A 19,720-nucleotide genomic window follows, 5' to 3' on the forward strand; every position below is an offset into this window, starting at 1 on the left:
CTAGACATGATTGTAAATGCTATTCAAAAAATTGGATTTTATAGCAATGATTTCTCCTTGTGTCTCAAAATATTCAATAAAACTACTAAGGAACTTAAAATATGAAAAAATTATCGTGTACAGAGACAATTTGCAACTCCCCATTAGCATTTGGTTTGAAACCCATGGTGTAATTAGCTATTATCTTTGTGCCATCAGTTTGAGTTAGGTGTTTATTACCCATGACTATACCTATATTATCTTCAACAATATAGCCAGTATTTTCAAACTGTAAGTCAGCCCATGGACCAATAGCAAAACCACTATCTTCTGGGTATTTATCATTACCAGCCACAAAATAAGATACTGCACCATCTAAGTCACCTCTAAACATTTGTTTAGAAGCAAGAGTGGGCTTAAAAAGAACGTCACTATTATCATAAGCATACATATTTTTGATAAAGTTATGAGCTAATTTCTTATAGTCTCCTCCTTCTCTATAAGTCCTAGAAATCTTTAGAAGTCCATCTTTCCATTTAGCTAGTGCGTTATCTATATCTAAACTAGTCATATTTTTCTCCTCTCTCTAAATATGAAATTAAATATATGTATTATATTTCGTGTATTATAATTCATAATATTTATTTGTAAATACAAAATTTAAAAAAATTATTTTTTAGTATGTGCTTTGTAATTATTTAATTGATTTTCTAAGGCTATATATTAAAAATTAGATTATCTATACTTTTAAGAAAAGTTAATTATTCCAGTGTAATTTATCCACTGTTTCAAGTATTATATAGGTAATTATTTTTACTATTTTATGATATGCACAACCATCCTTCTATACTTGTTTTTGTTCTAGTAATGCTTGGAATTTTGATAGTAACAATTACTTTGAAAAAATTAAAACAGCCGTATGTTGTAGCATATCTACTAACAGGAATTTTGCTAGGACCATACGGTTTAGAACTAATTCAAGATCAAGAGAATCTTGCTCAACTTGGTGAAATTGGTGTAATACTATTGTTATTCTTTGCAGGTATGGAAGTTTCTCCTAGAAAATTTGCTGAAAATTGGAAAGTTCCAACCATAGGTACAATACTCCAGATAGTAATAACCAGTTTCATTGTGTCTATTGTAGGTATGGTTTTAGAGTGGAGCTTGGCAAAGATATTATTATTTGGTGCTGTGATTAGTTTAAGTAGTACAGCAGTTGTTCTTAAACTACTTAATGATAGTGGCAGCATGAAAACTCGTTTGGGACAAAATGTACTTGGAGTGTTGCTTATTCAAGATTTAGCAGTTGTTCCAATGTTGATAATATTGAGAACAATTGGTGGGGAAGAACCGTCTATAAGTCAGATATTAATACAAATTTTAGGTGGTGTATTTGTTATATCAATAGCCACCTTTATGGCGATTAAAAAGAATCTAAAAATACCATTTATTAGTGTTCTGGGTAAAGATGAAGAAATGCGAGTTTTTGCCGCTTTAGTTATTTGTTTTGGGATGGCTGCATTTACCGAATCTTTAGCATTATCTTCTGCTTTAGGAGCATTTATTGGTGGGATGATTGTGTCAACTGTTGAAGAAACAGAATGGGTAGGCCACAGTTTATCAACAGTTAAAACAATTTTTATGGCATTGTTTTTTATATCTATTGGTATGCTTATTGATTTGAATTTATTTTGGAATCATATTGAACTTTTTATTTCTCTTCTTTTGATAACATATATACTAAATACTACAATAAATGCCTTGATTTTTAAGGCTCTTAGACAAAGGCTTGATGAGGCTTTAATTGGTGGTGCAATGTTATCACAGATTGGAGAGTTTAGTTTTGTACTTATTTCTATGGGTTATGTTTCTGGAATTCTGACAAATTCGCTTTATCAGTACTGTATTACTCTTATATCTTTATCGCTACTATTTAGCCCATTATGGATTAGTGGAGTTAATTTGTTTATTAATAAGACTATTAAAAAGAAGTGTTAAGTTTGATTATTTTTACTAATTCGTTTAGATATAGTTGTTCTATTTCTTTTTTATCGTCCGAGAAACAGTAGAAATAAGCTTGTATATTTAGGGTATCTGTTTTGTCTGATAGAGTTTTAATCTCAATATATGGTGCGAAATCATTAATGCCATATTGCCTAAGTTTATGCTTAGTGACTAAATCACTTTGAGTAAAAGTTTCGTTAAACGAATACTTCTCAGAAATTATTGCTCGGATAGTTAAGTTTAGAGAATCTCTAATTTTTAAAATATCACTATCAGTACTTATCAAAAAAGGAATTTTATTTAAGGAAATATTCTCTTCACTGGTAAAAGTAGATATAACATTTGTTATAATTATTGAATTAGGGAATTTTAATAGTTTTCCGGTAGTTTTTTTATCTCCATGTTCGATTGTCTCATACATTCTGAAATAAAATAGTTTTATTTCAGTAACACAGCCATGATACCCCATAATTTGTATATAGTCGCCCTCAGAAAATAGGCTTCTCCAGTTAATAATTATCCAACCTACTAGATTCATAACAGTTTCTTTATTAACGATTATAAGACCAGCAGCTACTAAGCTTAACATTGTAAGTAAATTAGTGATTCCACCAAGCCATATTTTTATTATTATAAGAGAAAAAATAATTATACTTATGTATATTGTACGAGATTTTAGCTTACTAATTTGTTTTTCAGAGGTCTTACGTTTTTTCAATATGTGAAATACTACTGTAGCAATTATAGTTATAAAGATAGCCATAATTGCTGTATCTATAGTGTTCAAAAAAAGCTCATTGTTTAAGGTCATGTTACTAAATTGGTATTTGTATTTTATGTAACAGTATATTATTAATTTTATGGATTTTAAATTTGTATATCTTAATGGCGTAAAAAACTGTATTAATAAGCTTTACAAGTAACATAAAAGTTTTGATATTTAATCGCAAAACAGGGCTTTTTTCTATATCCTATAAGTTATGGTTAAATAATAATATCTATTGGCTAATGAAGACTCATAAATATAGTCTACTAGTGGGGTGGGGGATTTGGATCGTTGCGGCGATTTTCTATGGATTAGACTATTTTCAGCATACTGCACCAAGTGTTTTAATCAAACCAATATCTATTGGAATGGGAGTGGGTATAGAAGATATTGCTTATGTGATGAGTATATATTTTCCTATTTATGCAATATCTCAAGTTCCTGCGGGTATTCTATTAGACCGGTTTGGTTCTAGGATAATGTTATCAATATCTTGTTTAGTTATGAGTCTGGGGATTCTATTATTTGTATATGATCCAAATCTAAGCACAATGCTAATAGGTAGAGTTCTTATTGCGATAGGATCTGCTGTAGCCTTTATAGGTACATTAAAAGTGGCTGCTGATGTTTTGCCAGAGAGGGTGTTTCCTATTGCTGTTGGTCTAACTAATACAATCGGGGTACTAGGTGGTATATTTGGTCAAGTATTATTAAATCATTTAGTGATCCTTCATGGTTGGCAATCAGCTTTAGCCTTAATAGGCTATTTTGGTATTTTTTGGAGCATAATAATTATTGTATTCTTAAAATCATCAATAAATATTGAAAATTCAACTAAGAATTTTAAGTATTTAAGTTTCACACAAAGCTTAAAATTGCTTCTAAACAAGAAACTGTGGTTATTAGCAATTTATGCGGGATTAATGGTTGGTATTGTTGTTAATTCATTTTCAGAGCTTTATGATGTTTTATTTTTAGAGCAAGCTTATAATCTATCACAGCACACAGCAGCACAAATAAGTGTAATGATGTTCGTAGGTATAGCAGTTGGTGGACCATCGCATGGTTTTATTGCTAGTCTATTTGGTGAAAAGAGAATATGGATGTTAATTTGTAATTTAATTACTTTATTAGCATTTTCGTCTGTAATTATATTTGCAAGTTCCATTACAGTTAGCTACCTATATATTATATTCTTTATAATAGGATTCTCGGTTTCTAGTATGCTTTTAGCTTTTTCGGTAGTGGAAGAAATATTTCCCGCACAGATTAAAGCAACAGCTCTAGCTATTGTTAATATGGTCATAGGGTTATGCGGAGCAATATTTCAATACTTAATTAGTTATATTAGTGTATATCTTAATGGAGGACCGTTAACTGGACAGGTAGATATAAATGTTTTTGATAGGGCGTTTTTATATCTTATTGTACCTTTATTTATAAGTACTTTAATAATATTCTCATTGGTTATAGAAAAATATAGAATGCGAGAGATTAGTTTAGATAAGCTAAGCAAGTTTTAAAAATATCTTATTTCATATCTACAAATATTACTTCTTTCTTAGAGCGACAGAATGTTTCTTTAATAAAAAATATACTTATTAAAATACCTAAGGCAGTAAATACCAACAGTAAACTTAAACTAGTCTGGTAGCTAACTACAGATGGGTTTTTTCCTTGATTAGAAAATAAGTCAAAGACTTCACTAATAATAGGCGAACCAACTCCTACTGATAGCATGATAAGAAAGTTATTAACTCCCAATGCTGCCGCTCTACATCCAGAACTAGATTGTTCAGCAATAATTGCGAATCCTATACTCTGCCCACTCGCCCCTAAGCCTAAGCAGATAAATGATAAATATAATATTGCTTGATTTATTGGGAAGAAAATAATTGTAGCTAACGAAACAAAAGTCAAGCAGATAGCAAAAATCATAACGGGCTTTCTTCTTTTTATACGATCAGATATTGCACCAAGACTAGGACAGCCAATACCATAGCCTAACCATGCTAAGGTGATCAAATAAGAACTAAATTTAGCATCAAAGCCATTTAAAGATAAAAAGCTTTTTGTAGCATTTTCAGAAAGATATTCTATAGCTAAGTATGTAGTAGCTGAAAAAACAGCAATTAACCAAATTTGTTTATTGGAGAATATACTTTGAATCTCTTTCATCACAGATGTTGGAGTATTTAGAATAATAAATCTATTTTTACTAGAGTCGCCAGATTGATCATTATTTTTTACTAAAACTATGGTTACTCCAGCTAAAATAACTCCTATTATTGCTAGAGCAATAAATACATAACGCCAGTCTACACCTCCAGCTTGTGACAAAGACTCTAGAGGGCCTGCTGCAATCATTGGACCTAGTACTCCGATAAATTGAGAAAGACCTATAAACAAACCAATATGTTTATGTGGAAGCCAATCATATACAGCAATTAATAAACAAAGAAAGCCAAAAGATGCTCCAAAACCTATCATAATCCTATAAATTAAAGCAGCTGCAAAGCTACTTGATAAAGCGAATAGCCCAACACCTAGAGCACATACTAATATTGCAAGAGTTAGAGCTTTTTTTAGCCCAAGCTTATCTGTGATAATACCTACGGGAATTTGCATGATTCCATATGTAAGCTGATAAGCGGTAGAACTAAGAATACTAAAAGTTAGTATGCTTAAGTCAAGGTCGGATATTATTTGATGTTCGAATGTACCTAGTATAGTTCTCAATAAGAACTCGTACATAAAAAATACAGCACAAGTAAGCCATATAGTGATTGCTAAAAAAGATAATTTATTATTCATCGCTAAAACTTTCTTTTGCTATTTCTTCCCAATCTTCTATTTTTGCTTCTGCTTTTTCATCATCTTGAAATGAAGAAACTTTAAATACTAAATCACCTTCTTTAATCATAGGGTAGTTGTTAATACCTAATATAATTCCATCGATAGGAGACTTTAAGCTAACACTATCATCATTTCCAAAAGGGTCTATTAGTTTACCAATCTTTTGATCTTCTTTAACTCTTGTGCCAAGTTCTATTTCCGTTCTTAAAATTCCTGGTTTATCAGATATCGTCCATTCGGTATCTTCTGAAACAAGAGGCTTAACTTGCTGGATAAAATCCTGATCTTTTAGCAGATTAATTTTGCGCATTACATTTTGAATACCTGCTGTACCAACATTTATAGCCTCTTCACCAAATTTATTAGCTTCTCCAGCTTCATAGCATATAAACGGTATATCTAGATCTTGGTGGATTTTACGAATACTAGAACGATTCATATTTACAGCAGTAATAACCGGTGCTTGAAAGGCTCTAGCCATTTTTACAGACTCTTCATCTTCCGCATTAAAATATACTTGTGGCAGTATTTCATGATTTAATGCACCTGTCTTAATTTGTACAGAATAGTCAGTTTTTTTGATTATTTCTTGAGTTATTCTATATGCATAACGATGCATGTATGAACCAGATTCATCGCCAGGGAAGGCTTGTTCGAGCGTTGGGTTGTGTTTGGCAGCATGTACTAGACCAAAGACATTTAACACTGGAATGGCTATTATTGTTCCGTGTAGCTCTTTAGGATTAGTTTTTTCTAGAACAGAGTTAATTATTTCGATACCATTAAACTCATCGCCATTAACCATACCAAAAATTAGTATACAAGGACCTTCTTTAACGCCGTTAAGAATCTTAATTGGTAAATACATAGGTGCACATGAATATTGGCTAGGTAGTGGCATCGCCAAGGTAGCCATTTCTCCGGCTTGGAAAGTATTATCAAAGATTTTGAATTTCATAAAGTAATGTAGATTAGAAATGTTAGATTTTAGTTGTACGGGTAGTATAACAAAGACACAATCTTAATTCAAAATAGAGGGTGGTATCTAGCAAATAGCAAAATAATAGATAAAAACTCATTTTTAGGCTTTTTAAAATATCTAAAAAACATTAGAATTATGATGCGTTAGGTGTGTGAATTTTTTTAAAAGGTTGTTTAGGTATGTCTGAAGATTTGATGATATTTAGTGGTAATGCTTCTAAGAAGCTTGCTTGTGAGGTTGCTAAGGAGTTAGGGGCAACTCTTGGTAATGCTACTGTTGATAGATTTAAAGATGGAGAGATACATGTAGTATTGAATGAAAATGTCCGTGGTAAAGATGTTTTTGTTATTCAATCAACATGTCCTCCATCTGATAACCTGATGGAGCTAATACTTCTAATAGATGCTTTGAAAAGATCATCAGCGGAGAGAGTAACAGCTGTATTGCCATATTTTGGATATGCTAGACAAGATAGAAGATCTAAATCTGCAAGAGTACCAATATCTGCTAAGGTAGTGGCTAATCTTCTCCAAGCTGTTGGCTTAGATAGAATATTATCCGTTGATATTCATGCTGAACAAATTCAAGGTTTTTTTGATATTCCATTTGATAATGCCTTTGCGACAAAAATATTTCTAGAGTATGTGCGCAAGAATCCTGAAAAATACGAAAATATAAAAATAGTCTCACCTGATATGGGTGGGGTAGTGAGAGCTAGATCCGTAGCTAAGAATTTGGGTGTTGAGATTGCAGTTGTAGACAAAAGAAGACCTAAGCCAAATGTAGCAGAGGTCATGAATATAATTGGTGATGTTGAAGGTAAGCATTGTATATTAGTTGATGATATTATGGATACGGGTGGAACAATGTGTCAAGCTGCAAAAGCACTAGTTGAAAAGGGTGGCGCGGCTAAAGTTTCTGCTTTTTGTGTACATCCTCTGTTATCTGGTGATGCAATCAAAAATATCGAAAATTCTGCTATTGAAGAACTTATAGTTACTGATTCAATTCCTCTCAAGCCTCATGCTGAATCATGCAATAAGATAAAGGTGATAACATTAGCTCCTTTACTTGCACAAATTGTAGAAAAAACTAATGGTGAAGAGTCTGTGAGCGATATCTTCAGAATAGATGGATTAGTTGATTAATATCTTGAATTTATTATTATAGCTGACTATAATAGCTCAGTTAATCTAGGGTCGCATAGATTAATATATTTGTTTAAACGAAAATAAAGGAATTTAACAATGGCAAATTTTGTTTTGAAAGCAGCTAAAAGAGAAGATTTAGGATCTGGTGCGAGCCGCCGTCTAAGAAGAGCGGGTAAAATCCCTGCTGTTATATATGGTGGTGACAAAGAAGCAGTATCTATAGTATTAGATCACGATAAAGTTTTACACTCTACAGAAGACAAAGCATTCTTCTCAAGTGAAATCACTTTAGAGATTGATGGTCAAGAAGAAAAAGTAATCATCAAAGCACTACAAAGACATCCATATAAAGTTAAGCTTGTTCACGCTGACTTCATGAGAGTATAATACTTCTCTTTACAAATCATTTCTGATTATATTTTTTTATTATCAAAGTTCTTATGTTAAAATAAGACTTCGCATTATCTTCATTATTATCTAATTAGATGAGTACTTACACCGTAATTATTATTTTATTTATTCTTATTGGTATTTCAGCTTTTTTTTCGAGCTCAGAAACAGCTATGATGGCTTTGAATAAATATAAGCTTAAACATTTGGCAAAAAAGAATCATCGAGCAGCTAAAAGAAGTCTGTCTTTAGTTCGTAATCCTGAGAGATTGCTAGTTGCGATACTTATTGGAAATACTTTTGCGAATATATTCGCTGGAACAGTTATCTCATCATATTCAGAAGATCATTTTGGTGACATTGGTTTATTGATAGCAACAATTGTTGTTACAGTTTTAGTTTTAGTTTTTGGTGAAATAATTCCAAAGTCTTTTGCAGCCGTATATCCACAAAGGTTAGCTTTTCCATTTTCATTACCTCTAAAAATAATAATGGTATTGCTATATCCTGCGGTAGTTTTTCTCAGTATGGTTTCAAAATTAACCTTAAAGCTTTTTGGTATAAAGATTGAGCCTGTAAATAATGAGTCTTTGGATAAGGAAGAAATACAGACTGTTGTAAATGAATCAAATGCAAAACTTGGTGCTAAAAATAAAAATATGCTTATAGGTGTCTTAGAGCTTGATAAAGTTTTGGTCCAAGAGGTTATGACTCACTTTAATAAAATAGAATATATAGATCTGAGCAATTCTGTAGATAAGATTTTGGCTAGAATAGCAAAAATGAAATCGTTGAATATTATTTTATGTGAAAATGGAGTTAATAATGTTATTGGTGTTATAAAGCTTAAAGAAATAACTAATTTATTGATATCAACAAAGAGATCACAAATAACAAAAGCAAGTTTACGTAAAATTGCTCATCAAGCATATTTTATACCTGAAACTGTCTCTTTACAGACTCAGTTGGTTAATTTTCAATACAAGAGTAAACGGTTTGCTATTGTAGTCGATGAATACGGTGATGTTTGTGGTACTGTTACTATAGAAGATATTATGGAAGAAATTGTTGGAGAATTCTCTGATAGATTTGATATGAATAATAATATTCGCAAACTTGAGGAAAATAGTTATTTAATAGGTGGTAGCGCTACACTAAGAGAAATAAATCGTCATATAGGGATAGAGTTTGAAAGTGAAGATGCTAAAACTTTATCAGGCCTTATAATAGAAGAAATTGAGAACTTACCACAAGGACCTTGTTGTATAAAATATAATAATATCTTACTTGAAATAACGAATATTAGAGATAACAAAATAGTTTCTATAAATTAACTACCATTCTAGAAATATAAAATAGATTTTTGTTATTAAACGTTCATCCTATTCCAGTTTATATTCTGCATAAAAGGACTTGGCTGAGTAAAGCCAGTTTCTTCATAGTACTGACCTTGATATGTATATGGACTAGTTTCCATCTGTTCAACACTTTGTTGAAAGTAACCATGAATCAGATCATCTTTATCATAGTCTGGATTATAGTATGTTCCGATAGGTTGATAATTTGGGTAGGTAAAAGAAGTATTACATCCAACTATACTAACGACTGATAGCCAAACTAAGCAGTTATTAATTATTTTTTTAGGCATTATATATTGATATTAGTTATACATTGAATCTAAAGTTTACAACATCGCCATCTTTCATGATATATTCTTTTCCTTCTAGACGAGCTTTGCCTGCTTCTTTTGCACCTTTCTCGCCATTATACTGAATATAATCATCATACGAGATGACTTCAGCCCTGATAAATCCTCTCTCAAAGTCAGTGTGAATTACGCCAGCGGCTTGAGGCGCTGTAGCACCTACAGGGATTGTCCAAGCTCGGACCTCTTTAACACCTGCAGTTAGGTATGTATGAAGATTCAAAAGAGCGTAACCAGCTTTAATTACTCTATCAAGACCAGTTTCAGTAAGCCCCATATCAGCTAAAAACTCAAGCTTTTCATCTGGCTCAAGCTGAGATATCTCTTGCTCCATAGCAGCGCAAACAGGAACTACATTTGAGTTCTCAGCTTGAGCATATTCTATAACTTTATCTAATAATGGATTATTTTCAAAGCCATCGTCATTGACATTAGCAATATATAATACAGGCTTGCTAGTCAATAGAGGAGTTTGCTTGAGCCATTTAGCCTCATCATCTGTTAGTTCAAATGTTCTAGCTGGTTTTTCTGATTCTAAATGTTCTTTTAGTTTTGTATAAAAATCTGCTTTAGCTAAAGCCTCTTTATCACCAGACTTTTTCATTTTAGCAAATCTTTGAATAGCTTTATCACAAGACTCGATATCAGCTAAAATAAGTTCCATATTGATAGTATTAATATCATCTATAGGATCAACTTTTCCACTTACATGGATAATGTTATCATCTTCAAAACATCTAACTACATGTGCTATAGCATCTGTTTCACGAATATTTGCTAAAAACTTATTTCCTAACCCTTCACCTTTGCTTGCACCTGCAACAAGACCAGCAATATCAACAAACTCCATAGTTGTAGGAAGTATTCTTTCTGGTTTGACAATTTTTGCCAACTCACTAAGTCTTTGATCAGGTACAGAAACAATACCTACATTTGGATCAATTGTACAGAAAGGATAGTTCTCTGCATCAATCCCAGCTTCTGTAAGAGCATTAAAAAGAGTTGATTTACCAACGTTAGGTAAACCGACAATACCACATTTAAATCCCATTATTTTATTCCTTATAGTCTTATTTTGTATGTAGCTTCTGCATAGCAGGTTCTAATTTGTAGTTTATTATATCATCTAAAACACATATGCTATTATCAATAGCCTTGTCTATATCATTTCTCTGAGCTATAGAAGGATTCGATAGTACATAATTTGATACCTTTGATTTATGGCCAGGATGTCCAATACCAATTCTTAGGCGAAGATAGTCATTGGTTCCTAAATGTTGATTAATACTTCTTAAGCCATTATGACCGCCGTGTCCACCACCTTTTTTTAAGCGAATTTCTCCAGAGTCGATATCTAGCTCATCATGTATTACTAGTATTTCTTGTGGCTCAATTTTATAGAAATTAGCAACTTTACTAACAGCTAAACCACTGTTGTTCATAAAAGTAGTTGGAAATACTAATATTATGTTACTATAATCGATACTTACTTTAGCAATATTACAATTTAGTTTAGAGTTTAAGCTAAAATTTTCATTACTATCTTTAGCAATCCTTGCAATAAACCATTCACCAACATTATGGCGTGTATTTTCATATTCCTTGCCTATATTTCCTAGGCCAACAATCATTTTTATTTTAGGCATCTTTACTTTTATTGTGTTGTTCTAACTTGTCCAAAAGTATTTTAGTAACTTCTCTTATAATTTTACTATTTGGTTTAGCGTTTTCTTGTGATTGAGTATAAAAAATAGCCATAATTATAGCTCTATCATCATCAGGCCAAATAATTGCAACATCATTTGTTGATCCGTAGGCACAAGTACCTGTTTTATTACCAACGTCCCACTCATCAGGAATTTCAGCTGCTATACGATTATCATCGGAATCATTTCCTAAAAGCCATTTTTTAAATAATAGTCGATGCTTTTTATCAAGAATATTATTACTAAAAGCAAGCTTATTAATATCTCTAGCCATTATTTTAGGAGTGGTCTTGTTTTGATTGGTGGTAAGATTAACTTGGTTGGCTATGGGCTCTAGACCAGCTACTTTTGTTGCATGATCATGTAGCGATAGTATAAACTTATTAAGTTTACTCAAACCGCCGAGTTTCTCTATTAAAAGATTGGTGGCTGTATTATCACTTTGAATAGCTGCCCTACTAAGTTGGCTAACTGTCATTGTCTGATTGATATGTTCTTTCGTAATAGGGGAGTATCCAACTACTTGATTTGATAAAATCTTTATTTTTTCGTTGAGTAAATCCTTATTTGTCATGCTCTGCTTGAGGATGGCACCAACGACAAGAAACTTATAGGTGCTACAAATGGGAAAATAGAAACTTTGGTTATGGGAGAAGTTACTATTATCGTTCCTATTAATTGTATATACACCAATTTTTCCGCCATACTGTTTTTCTAGATTGTGTAAACTATTTGATATTTGAATATTTGCTATAGTCGTAGAAAAACCAATACTTGAGAAAATAAGAGTAGTTACTAGAATTATTATCTTTTTCATATTTAAAGTTAAAAATTATTAGATGTTAATAGTAAGAATTCATTAACTTTTTTGATATTATCTTTTTCAGCAATTTTTGCCTCTGTAAGAGGGAGCTTATTTCCGCCAGATATCTTAAGAGCACCTTCTGGTGTTTTATATATAATGGTTGGAAAGCCATTGATCTCAGTAGATAGTTTCATATTATTTTCAGCTTTTTCATGAGATTTAGTTAAATTTTTATCATATACTTTCGTATCATGATACTGTATTAATGCTTGTAATGGGTCTTTTGAGTTTAATATACTATTTACGACATCTGCACTATTGTGTAGACTCCCTAAAGGAATCCATCGGACTGCTAGGTCACCAGATTTAATGGCTGGTTGAGATGCATCAAATAAACTTGAGCAATAACCACAATTAGGATCGATTATAGCATAAAACTTATGTGGAGCATTGTCACTACCTTGCTGAATATATGTGGCATATTTCTTAATGTCTAAGTAAAGGTTATTAGCTCGAGTAGATGATGTGAAATAATTTGCATATATTTGATTTAAACTTGTTAGTTTATTTTGATTTCTGTCCCATGCTAAAAGTTCTCCATTAACAATAACATCTCCATTTTCACTAGTGAAAGTAACAGTTCGTTTTGTAGGATCTTTTTTATCTTCTAGTATATAAGCTTGAAGGTGTATACCTGTATCAAAAGTCTTTACTACTTTGTACTGTGGGAAGGCATGTTCAACAATATATAGTCCTTGTTGGTTGTTAAAAGGTGATCTGTTAAGATTAGTGGTACTAAAAAAGTATATAATCACTAACAAAAACAATACAAACACTATAAGTGAAGCGAAATATCTTTTTTGCATCTGAAACAATTAGTATTGAATAAGCATAACGTGATTATACCATATATAGAGATTATCTTTCGTCAGAAGATAAAAAAATGTCGCTAAAATTATAGCAGGACCAAAGGGTATAACATTAGTACGCTTTGCGATGAGGTTAATGCCAATAGCAATAAATATCCCAAAGATACAACTGGCAAAAATTGTATAAAGTAGTATAGGGTAGCCGAACCATGCACCAATAGCAGCTAGTAGCTTAAAATCACCATAGCCAAAACCTTCTTTACCTGTGAAAAGTTTATATACCCAAAACACACTCCATAGAGATAAGTATCCAATAATTGCTCCCCAGACTGACTGATCTAGTGTGGTAAATACACCATAATAGTTGAGAACAATACCGATCCATACTAATGGAAGAGTAAGTGAGTCTGGGAGAATTTGATATTTTGCATCTATAAAAAATAGAGGGATAAAGAATGTGCTTAAACCAGCAAGAGCTATCGCCTGAATAGTAAGTCCAAATACATAAAATATAGTTATGAATACCATAGCTGTAATAAACTCTACTAAAGGGTATTCAAAAGAGATATTCTCCTTACAAAAATAGCATTTACCTTTAAGTATAAACCAACCTAAAATAGGTACATTATGTCGATACTTGAGTTTATTATGACATTTTGGGCATCTAGATGGTTCGATTAAACTAAAGTTTTGTTCCGACTCTTGTTTAGGTAGGTCAAGTATTTCGCGGGCTATGTTTTTTTCATCTGCAAATATTTTATTAGGTATTCTATATATCAAAACATTCAGGAAGCTACCAATAGTTGCTCCAAAGAGAAATATAAATATGAAAATTATATATATATCGTAATACATATCTATTTGTGTTCAGGTGCATATTGCTTATTTTTAGGCTTAAGCTTGTTAACACCATCAATACCCGCAATACGATAGGCTTCAGCCATAGTAGGGTAGTTAAATGTTGTATTTAAGAAATACCTAATACTATTATGTTTACCAGGCATAGATTTTATTGCTTGTCCAATATGAATAATTTCAGATACCCTATGGCCAAAACAGTGAATACCTAGAATTTCGAGTGTTTCTTTGTGAAATAATATTTTTAACATACCAGTTTCACTTCCAGAAATTTGCGCTCGAGCAAGATCTTTGAAGTAAGCTCTACCACTTTCATAAGGAATTTTTTCTGCTGTTAGCTGTTCTTCAGTTTTGCCTATACAGCTTATTTCTGGTCTTGTATAAATACCCGTTGGAATATCTTCGACTAATTTATCATTGCATGATCCATCAATAATATGAGTAGCAGCAAATCTACCTTGGTTAAAAGCAGATGATGCAAGTGAAGGGAAACCTATAACATCACCAACTGCGTATATATTAGGTTGAGTTGTTTGATAGTTATCATTTACATTTACTAAGCCTCTTTGAGGACTGTATTCAACACCAATTTTATCAAGATTTAGACCATTAGTATTACCGGCACGCCCAAGGGCAAATAGCACATAGTCAGACTCTATAATTCTGCCAGAGTTTAATGTAGTAATTACTTTATCACCCTTAGCTTTGATACTCTTGTAAGTTTCGTTATGCATTAGGTTGATTTTTTGATTAACAGTGAAATGGTTTGTTAAAGTTTCTATAATCTCATCATCAAGGAATGACATCAGCTTATCTCTAGTATTGATAAGATTTACTTGAATATCAAGAGTGCCCAATATAGAAGCATACTCACAACCAATCACACCGGCACCATATATGGTAATTGACTTGATATTTTTATCTTTTAACTCAAGAAGTTTGTCACTATCTAAAATTCTTGGATGAGTAAAGTCTATATCTTCGGGTTGGTATGGACGAGATCCAGTAGAAAGTATGAATTTCTTAGCTGTTATGATTTCTGTAGAACCATTTTTACGAGAGATTTTAATTTTGTTTTTGTCTAGAAAGCTTGCAAAACCATAAAATACATCAATTTCATTATTGGCAAAACGATTTTTTTTGATCTCTCTTTGTTTTAATACTACTTCGAATGTAGTGTCAAGCATTTCAGGGAAATCAAAGTTTTTTTTGTTATACCAAACTTCACGTGATAGTTGTCTAAGAGTTTTACTCGGAATTGTTCCCCAGTTATTACAACCGCCACCAATCGCATCATCTTCGATAATTGCTACTTTTTGACCATTCCTAGTCGCTTTCATGGCAGCACCTTCGCCACCAGGACCACTACCTATAATGATAATGTCGTAATTATATTCCATGGTTTTACTCCACAATATATTTTTTGGAAAAATTGGTACATATATTCTCGAAATAATAACATAGTCTATAGATATGTTAATTATTTTTGGTGAAATTATTCATATTTTATTAGCATTTCAGCAATTTTCTTAGTTGGAGAGACTATTTGGTCTACTCCTATATTATTTGCGATGTTAATGCTTTCATCTTTATCAAGTTTAATAGATATCTTTAGATTATTTACTGATTGTTCTGAAGTTTTTAATACTTCTTTTATTGATAATAAAGTTAATATATTATCCGAATCCTTTTCATTGAGAATAAATATACTTTTAGCTTTGCTAATATTTGCCTTTTTGAGAGCATCATAGTCATAAGATTCTGCATCTATAAAGTGTTTTTCTTGTTCTGCATCAGTATTTATGAACTTTTGATGATAATCTTTCTCGATTACAATGATATTATCTATTTGAGATTTGAAGTAGTCTTTTATTAAACATTTGGTAATTTCTGTATAGCCACATATTACGATATGGTCTTTCATTAGAGCTGCTCCATCTTTTTGTTTAAACTTTTCTGTAATCTTGTTGATGACACTACCTGCCATTACAGTGATAATTGTTGCAAATAAACCTATACCCATAATCATTATAGATACAGTAAAAAGTTTGGCTTCTTCTGTTAAAGGGTGTATGTCGCCATACCCAACCGTGCTAAATGTAACAATTGTAAAATATATTGCATCAGAGACATTTGTAATTCCATCAAATTCATCTTTGAGATAATATAATCCAGTTACACTATATCCAATCGCTAAAAGAAGTGAAATTAAAAGTACAAACTGGTAGAAGGTGATTGTGTTAGAATTTTTTCTATTAAAAGTTTTTCTGAAGTAAACCAGTAAAAAAATCTCTAAAATATGAGTGAAAAATGCAATATCGTATGATATATGCTTATCTTGGATATAGTCACCGATTATTGATAAGCTAATGAAAACAACAGCTAAAAACCAAAAAGATCTTTTTCGATTATAAATACCACGAGCTATAATTATCATCAAATAACCGAGAACTAATGGCAAGAATATTCCCAAACCAGTATTATATTTCATACCAAAGTCATAAAGATCAGAAGGAATGTTCGGATCTAAGTTGACAGAAAAAATCTTGTTAATAACAGGTATTGCAACTGCTAAAATAGTTATAAAACCATTTAGAGTCATCGTTACAGATATAAAAAGTGGAATATATTTGGAATATTTTTCTTTAATAGTCACAGACTGATGATATTAAAATAATTAAACTGATATTTAGAATTATAGTGTATAGATTGATGAAAATACAGTTAATATACAACTATATATGAGCTAACCTTCGGATTTTTGGAATTAGTAAATACATAATAAAACCTGCTATACCAGCAATCATAGCTAGACTAGCGAATAGAGTTAAATAATTATGATTTGTTTCAATTGGGGTTGCATTTATATTTGGTGATGAAACTAATATCGATAGTAAGCTTGCTATAACCCCAGATGTACTACCGGTGACTACCATCCAAGATCCCATCATTAAGCCTTGTAGTCGAGGATTAGCAAGTTTGCCAATCATAGCATATCCTGTTGGCGATATTAAAAGCTCTCCTATGGACTGAAATACATAACTTAAAATTAACCATATAGCAGCTGTTTGTCCAAGTTTGTTCGCTGAGAAAATTCCTATCACTAGCATCAAAAATCCAATTCCTATAAATACGATGCTAAAACAAAACTGCATAGGGAATGAGAATATAAATTTTCGACGAATAATTATAAGAAGACTAGGTAATAACACACCTCCCACAGCTATTACTACAGTATTTACATTTTGAAACCACTGGGTTTGGATTGTGAAGCCAAAAATGTGCTTGTCAACATTGGCTTCTGTGAATACAGTCAAAGCCATTGGAGCAAGCTGATAAGCAGACCAGAAGACTAATCCAAAAGTTGCTAAAATAATATAAGCGTATACCTTTTCTTTTTGCTCTTTATTATCTTGTGATTTTGCAATAGGTACGAACATTGCTAATAATGCAATTCCAATACCTAAAGCAATATAGTTGGTATTTAGAGGATACTGTAAGGCTATAAATAAAATAGCTATAGTAACTAAAATCAAAATAACAGTATATATGCTATTTTTATATAGGATATTTGTTCCTGAGTTTTTTATTTTTCTGACAAGAGGAGTGGTTCTGTCTGCTACAGTTTTCCAGCTAGTTATTACAAGCAGAAAAGCTACTATATTTGTAATAGTTGTAATAAGAAAAAGTATATTATAACTATGTTCTGCTTGATATACGCCTGCAACTGTAAATCCAATGAAAAATCCAACATTCATGCCTGCATAGTTCCAAAAAAATGCAGTCTCCCGAGAATTGTCATCATTTTCAAATTGCTGAGTTAACATCATGTTTATACATGGGACATTTAGTCCACAGCCTGTTAGGAAGAGGGCTAGTGCAATATATAAGTGCTCGGTACTTGGGAATGATAAAAATAGACAAGCAATTATTTGTAAAACCATGCCTATTAGAAATAAAGTTCTATAGCTAATTAATCGACCACCAATATATCCACCTAGGATATGTAAGCCATAGTTAAACGCAACAAAAACACCCATTACAGCACTTGCTTTTGTGACAGTGAATCCCAAAGCTTGTGTCATAAATAAGACTAATGTTGAGTAAAGAACAGCAAAGCTTACAGTTGAAAATAGCTGAGTTATTAGTAGTAGCCTAGAGGCTTTTTTAATTAGAGTAACACCCATTAATTTATTAAAACTAAAGTAGATAGTAAAATTGATTTTATAGATGTTTTTTTCTAAAAAGTAGCTGAAATAGCAAATTTAGTAAAGGATTATAGAATGTACTGACTTAAATTTTTATTTTTGACTAATCCACTTAGTTTTTCATTTATATAATCTGTTGTTATATTTATAGATTTATTTTCTAAGTCTGGGGCATCAAAAGAAATCTCTTCTAATAGTCTCTCCATAACAGTATGAAGTCTTCTAGCACCGATGTTCTCGACTTCCTCATTTACTTGGAAAGAGATTTCAGCAATCTTTTTAATAGCATCTTCTTCGAAGCTTAATTCAACACCTTCAGTCTTCATTAGAGCGACATATTGCTTAAGGATAGAGCAGTCAGGTTCTTTTAGTATTCTAACAAAGTCTTCTATCTCAAGAGATTTTAGCTCTACTCTAATTGGTAATCTACCTTGAAGCTCCGGAATCAAATCAGATGGCTTAGCAACATGGAAGGCTCCTGATGCTATGAATAAGATATGATCAGTTTTTATCATACCGTATTTAGTCGAGACAGTAGAACCTTCTACCAGTGGTAGTAAGTCACGTTGTACACCTTCTCTAGATACATCTGCACCTGAATTTCCAGATTTTTTACAAACCTTATCTATTTCATCTAGGAATACGATACCATTTTGTTCAACAGACTCAAGAGCTCTAGCTTTGATATCTTCTTCATTGATCAGCTTAGCAGCTTCTTCATCTTGGACTAGCTTGATAGCATCTTTGATTCGCATCTTTTTGGTTTTTTTCTTATCACTACTTAAACTAGAGAATAGATCCTGAAGCTGATTTGTCATATCTTCCATGCCTGGATGTCCCATAACACCTATACTTTTAGGAGCTACAGATACTTCGATTTCAATCTCTTTATCATTTAACTCGCCATTTTGGATTTTTTTTCTAAAAATCTCACGAGTTTTATTTTCTTTTTCTTTTTTAGAGTGAGCATCTTCAGCAGGCTCATTCGCAAATCCTACTTTTGACTCAGAAGCTCTAGCTGGCGGAATAAGAACATCTAATATTCTCTCTTCTGCTAATACAGCAGCTTTTTCTGTAACTTGTTGCTTAGCTTCTTCACGCTTCATTTTGACTGCTGTTTCTACTAGGTCGCGGATTATAGACTCAACATCTTTACCTACATAACCAACCTCTGTAAATTTAGTAGCTTCAACTTTGATAAAAGGCGCATCCGCTAATTTTGCTAGTCTGCGCGCAATCTCTGTTTTACCTACACCAGTAGGTCCTATCATTAGGATATTTTTAGGAGTTACTTCTTGACGCATCTCATCATCAAGTTGCATTCTACGCCATCTATTACGTAGAGCAATAGCAACTGCTTTTTTAGCATCATTTTGACCAATAATGTGTCTTTCTAATTCATGTACAATTGTTTTTGGAGTCATCACTTGTGTCATCGTAT

General features: G+C 32.0%; 19 protein-coding genes. 5 read left to right on the top strand and 14 right to left on the bottom strand.

All coding sequences use genetic code 11. The annotated features are described in order from the left end of the window. Positions 1-94: 94 nt before the first annotated feature. Positions 95-550: a phosphoribosyl-AMP cyclohydrolase gene (locus F3D57_RS06935; RefSeq protein ID WP_150465700.1), complete on the bottom strand. Its 456-nt coding sequence runs from the start codon at positions 548-550 to the stop codon at positions 95-97. 257 nt (positions 551-807) lie between these two features. Between F3D57_RS06935 and F3D57_RS06940 the strand changes: the two genes are divergently transcribed. After that, the gene (locus tag F3D57_RS06940) at positions 808-1,977 is read left to right on the top strand and encodes a cation:proton antiporter (protein ID WP_013923305.1); all 1,170 of its coding nucleotides are present in this window, start codon (positions 808-810) and stop codon (positions 1,975-1,977) included. Here F3D57_RS06940 and F3D57_RS06945 read toward each other — a convergent pair. After that, positions 1,961-2,794 carry a mechanosensitive ion channel domain-containing protein gene (locus tag F3D57_RS06945; RefSeq protein ID WP_150465701.1) on the bottom strand — a complete coding sequence of 278 codons (834 nt, stop codon included), beginning with the start codon at positions 2,792-2,794 and terminating at the stop codon, positions 1,961-1,963. The genes F3D57_RS06940 and F3D57_RS06945 overlap by 17 nt on opposite strands. A gap of 197 nt (positions 2,795-2,991) precedes the next feature. Between F3D57_RS06945 and F3D57_RS06950 the strand changes: the two genes are divergently transcribed. Beyond that, entirely contained in the window at positions 2,992-4,272 is a 1,281-nt protein-coding gene (locus F3D57_RS06950) for an MFS transporter (RefSeq protein ID WP_146421237.1), read from the top strand. Between the two features lie 7 nt (positions 4,273-4,279). Here F3D57_RS06950 and F3D57_RS06955 read toward each other — a convergent pair whose 3' ends face one another. Beyond that, on the bottom strand, positions 4,280-5,563 hold the full coding sequence (locus F3D57_RS06955; protein WP_150465702.1) for an MFS transporter: 1,284 nt from the start codon (positions 5,561-5,563) through the stop codon (positions 4,280-4,282). After that, a complete protein-coding gene (locus tag F3D57_RS06960) occupies positions 5,556-6,563 on the bottom strand; it encodes a succinylglutamate desuccinylase/aspartoacylase family protein (RefSeq protein WP_013923302.1) in 1,008 nt (335 codons plus the stop codon). The genes F3D57_RS06955 and F3D57_RS06960 overlap by 8 nt, the downstream gene beginning before the upstream one ends. Before the next feature lie 203 nt (positions 6,564-6,766). Between F3D57_RS06960 and F3D57_RS06965 the strand changes: the two genes are divergently transcribed. The 3 genes from F3D57_RS06965 (at position 6,767) to F3D57_RS06975 (ending at position 9,462) form a co-directional block, all read left to right on the top strand. Next, the gene (locus tag F3D57_RS06965; protein ID WP_149368125.1) at positions 6,767-7,735 is read left to right on the top strand and encodes a ribose-phosphate pyrophosphokinase; all 969 of its coding nucleotides are present in this window, start codon (positions 6,767-6,769) and stop codon (positions 7,733-7,735) included. A 99-nt stretch (positions 7,736-7,834) separates the two neighbouring features. Then, on the top strand, positions 7,835-8,125 hold the full coding sequence (gene rplY / locus F3D57_RS06970; protein WP_013923300.1) for a 50S ribosomal protein L25: 291 nt from the start codon (positions 7,835-7,837) through the stop codon (positions 8,123-8,125). A gap of 98 nt (positions 8,126-8,223) precedes the next feature. Beyond that, a complete protein-coding gene (locus F3D57_RS06975; protein WP_150465703.1) occupies positions 8,224-9,462 on the top strand; it encodes an HlyC/CorC family transporter in 1,239 nt (412 codons plus the stop codon). Between the two features lie 35 nt (positions 9,463-9,497). Here F3D57_RS06975 and F3D57_RS06980 read toward each other — a convergent pair whose 3' ends face one another. The 10 genes from F3D57_RS06980 to hslU form a co-directional block, all read right to left on the bottom strand. Beyond that, positions 9,498-9,776 carry a hypothetical protein gene (locus F3D57_RS06980; RefSeq protein ID WP_150465704.1) on the bottom strand — a complete coding sequence of 93 codons (279 nt, stop codon included), beginning with the start codon at positions 9,774-9,776 and terminating at the stop codon, positions 9,498-9,500. A 16-nt stretch (positions 9,777-9,792) separates the two neighbouring features. After that, on the bottom strand, positions 9,793-10,884 hold the full coding sequence (ychF, locus tag F3D57_RS06985) for a redox-regulated ATPase YchF (protein WP_150465705.1): 1,092 nt from the start codon (positions 10,882-10,884) through the stop codon (positions 9,793-9,795). A 19-nt stretch (positions 10,885-10,903) separates the two neighbouring features. Then, positions 10,904-11,479: an aminoacyl-tRNA hydrolase gene (pth, locus tag F3D57_RS06990; RefSeq protein ID WP_150465706.1), complete on the bottom strand. Its 576-nt coding sequence runs from the start codon at positions 11,477-11,479 to the stop codon at positions 10,904-10,906. Beyond that, on the bottom strand, positions 11,472-12,356 hold the full coding sequence (gene bla, locus F3D57_RS06995) for a class A beta-lactamase (protein ID WP_150465707.1): 885 nt from the start codon (positions 12,354-12,356) through the stop codon (positions 11,472-11,474). Before bla ends, pth begins: the two co-directional genes overlap by 8 nt. 8 nt (positions 12,357-12,364) lie before the next feature. Further along, positions 12,365-13,210, bottom strand: a complete 846-nt coding sequence (locus tag F3D57_RS07000; protein WP_150465708.1) for a DsbC family protein — start codon at positions 13,208-13,210, stop codon at positions 12,365-12,367. A 9-nt stretch (positions 13,211-13,219) separates the two neighbouring features. Beyond that, positions 13,220-14,068, bottom strand: coding sequence for a prepilin peptidase (locus tag F3D57_RS07005; RefSeq protein WP_150465709.1), 849 nt, complete (start codon positions 14,066-14,068; stop codon positions 13,220-13,222). 2 nt (positions 14,069-14,070) lie between these two features. After that, complete coding sequence (gene sthA / locus F3D57_RS07010; protein ID WP_179951662.1) at positions 14,071-15,471, bottom strand: Si-specific NAD(P)(+) transhydrogenase; 1,401 nt, start codon at positions 15,469-15,471, stop codon at positions 14,071-14,073. Positions 15,472-15,566: 95 nt separating this feature from the next. Then, a complete protein-coding gene (locus F3D57_RS07015) occupies positions 15,567-16,727 on the bottom strand; it encodes an ion channel (protein ID WP_224728164.1) in 1,161 nt (386 codons plus the stop codon). 79 nt (positions 16,728-16,806) lie between these two features. Beyond that, positions 16,807-18,258, bottom strand: coding sequence for a peptide MFS transporter (locus tag F3D57_RS07020; protein WP_150465710.1), 1,452 nt, complete (start codon positions 18,256-18,258; stop codon positions 16,807-16,809). 89 nt (positions 18,259-18,347) lie between these two features. Further along, positions 18,348-19,715 carry an ATP-dependent protease ATPase subunit HslU gene (hslU, locus tag F3D57_RS07025; protein ID WP_150465711.1) on the bottom strand — a complete coding sequence of 456 codons (1,368 nt, stop codon included), beginning with the start codon at positions 19,713-19,715 and terminating at the stop codon, positions 18,348-18,350. Between the last annotated feature and the right edge of the window lie 5 nt (positions 19,716-19,720).

Source organism: Francisella sp. SYW-2, from assembly GCF_008711475.1.
Lineage (GTDB): Bacteria > Pseudomonadota > Gammaproteobacteria > Francisellales > Francisellaceae > Francisella > Francisella salimarina.

Coding starts and splice junctions, on each gene's coding strand:
- F3D57_RS06960 (WP_013923302.1), bottom strand. CDS start 6,563: ATGAAATTCAAAATCTTTGATAATACTTTCCAAGCCGGAGAAATGGCT.
- F3D57_RS06965 (WP_149368125.1), top strand. CDS start 6,767: ATGTCTGAAGATTTGATGATATTTAGTGGTAATGCTTCTAAGAAGCTT.
- F3D57_RS06980 (WP_150465704.1), bottom strand. CDS start 9,776: ATGCCTAAAAAAATAATTAATAACTGCTTAGTTTGGCTATCAGTCGTT.
- bla (WP_150465707.1), bottom strand. CDS start 12,356: ATGAAAAAGATAATAATTCTAGTAACTACTCTTATTTTCTCAAGTATT.
- F3D57_RS06940 (WP_013923305.1), top strand. CDS start 808: ATGCACAACCATCCTTCTATACTTGTTTTTGTTCTAGTAATGCTTGGA.
- F3D57_RS06950 (WP_146421237.1), top strand. CDS start 2,992: ATGAAGACTCATAAATATAGTCTACTAGTGGGGTGGGGGATTTGGATC.
- hslU (WP_150465711.1), bottom strand. CDS start 19,715: ATGACACAAGTGATGACTCCAAAAACAATTGTACATGAATTAGAAAGA.
- F3D57_RS07005 (WP_150465709.1), bottom strand. CDS start 14,068: ATGTATTACGATATATATATAATTTTCATATTTATATTTCTCTTTGGA.
- sthA (WP_179951662.1), bottom strand. CDS start 15,471: ATGGAATATAATTACGACATTATCATTATAGGTAGTGGTCCTGGTGGC.
- F3D57_RS06955 (WP_150465702.1), bottom strand. CDS start 5,563: ATGAATAATAAATTATCTTTTTTAGCAATCACTATATGGCTTACTTGT.
- F3D57_RS06975 (WP_150465703.1), top strand. CDS start 8,224: ATGAGTACTTACACCGTAATTATTATTTTATTTATTCTTATTGGTATT.
- F3D57_RS06935 (WP_150465700.1), bottom strand. CDS start 550: ATGACTAGTTTAGATATAGATAACGCACTAGCTAAATGGAAAGATGGA.
- ychF (WP_150465705.1), bottom strand. CDS start 10,884: ATGGGATTTAAATGTGGTATTGTCGGTTTACCTAACGTTGGTAAATCA.
- F3D57_RS06945 (WP_150465701.1), bottom strand. CDS start 2,794: ATGACCTTAAACAATGAGCTTTTTTTGAACACTATAGATACAGCAATT.
- F3D57_RS07020 (WP_150465710.1), bottom strand. CDS start 18,258: ATGGGTGTTACTCTAATTAAAAAAGCCTCTAGGCTACTACTAATAACT.
- rplY (WP_013923300.1), top strand. CDS start 7,835: ATGGCAAATTTTGTTTTGAAAGCAGCTAAAAGAGAAGATTTAGGATCT.
- pth (WP_150465706.1), bottom strand. CDS start 11,479: ATGCCTAAAATAAAAATGATTGTTGGCCTAGGAAATATAGGCAAGGAA.
- F3D57_RS07000 (WP_150465708.1), bottom strand. CDS start 13,210: ATGCAAAAAAGATATTTCGCTTCACTTATAGTGTTTGTATTGTTTTTG.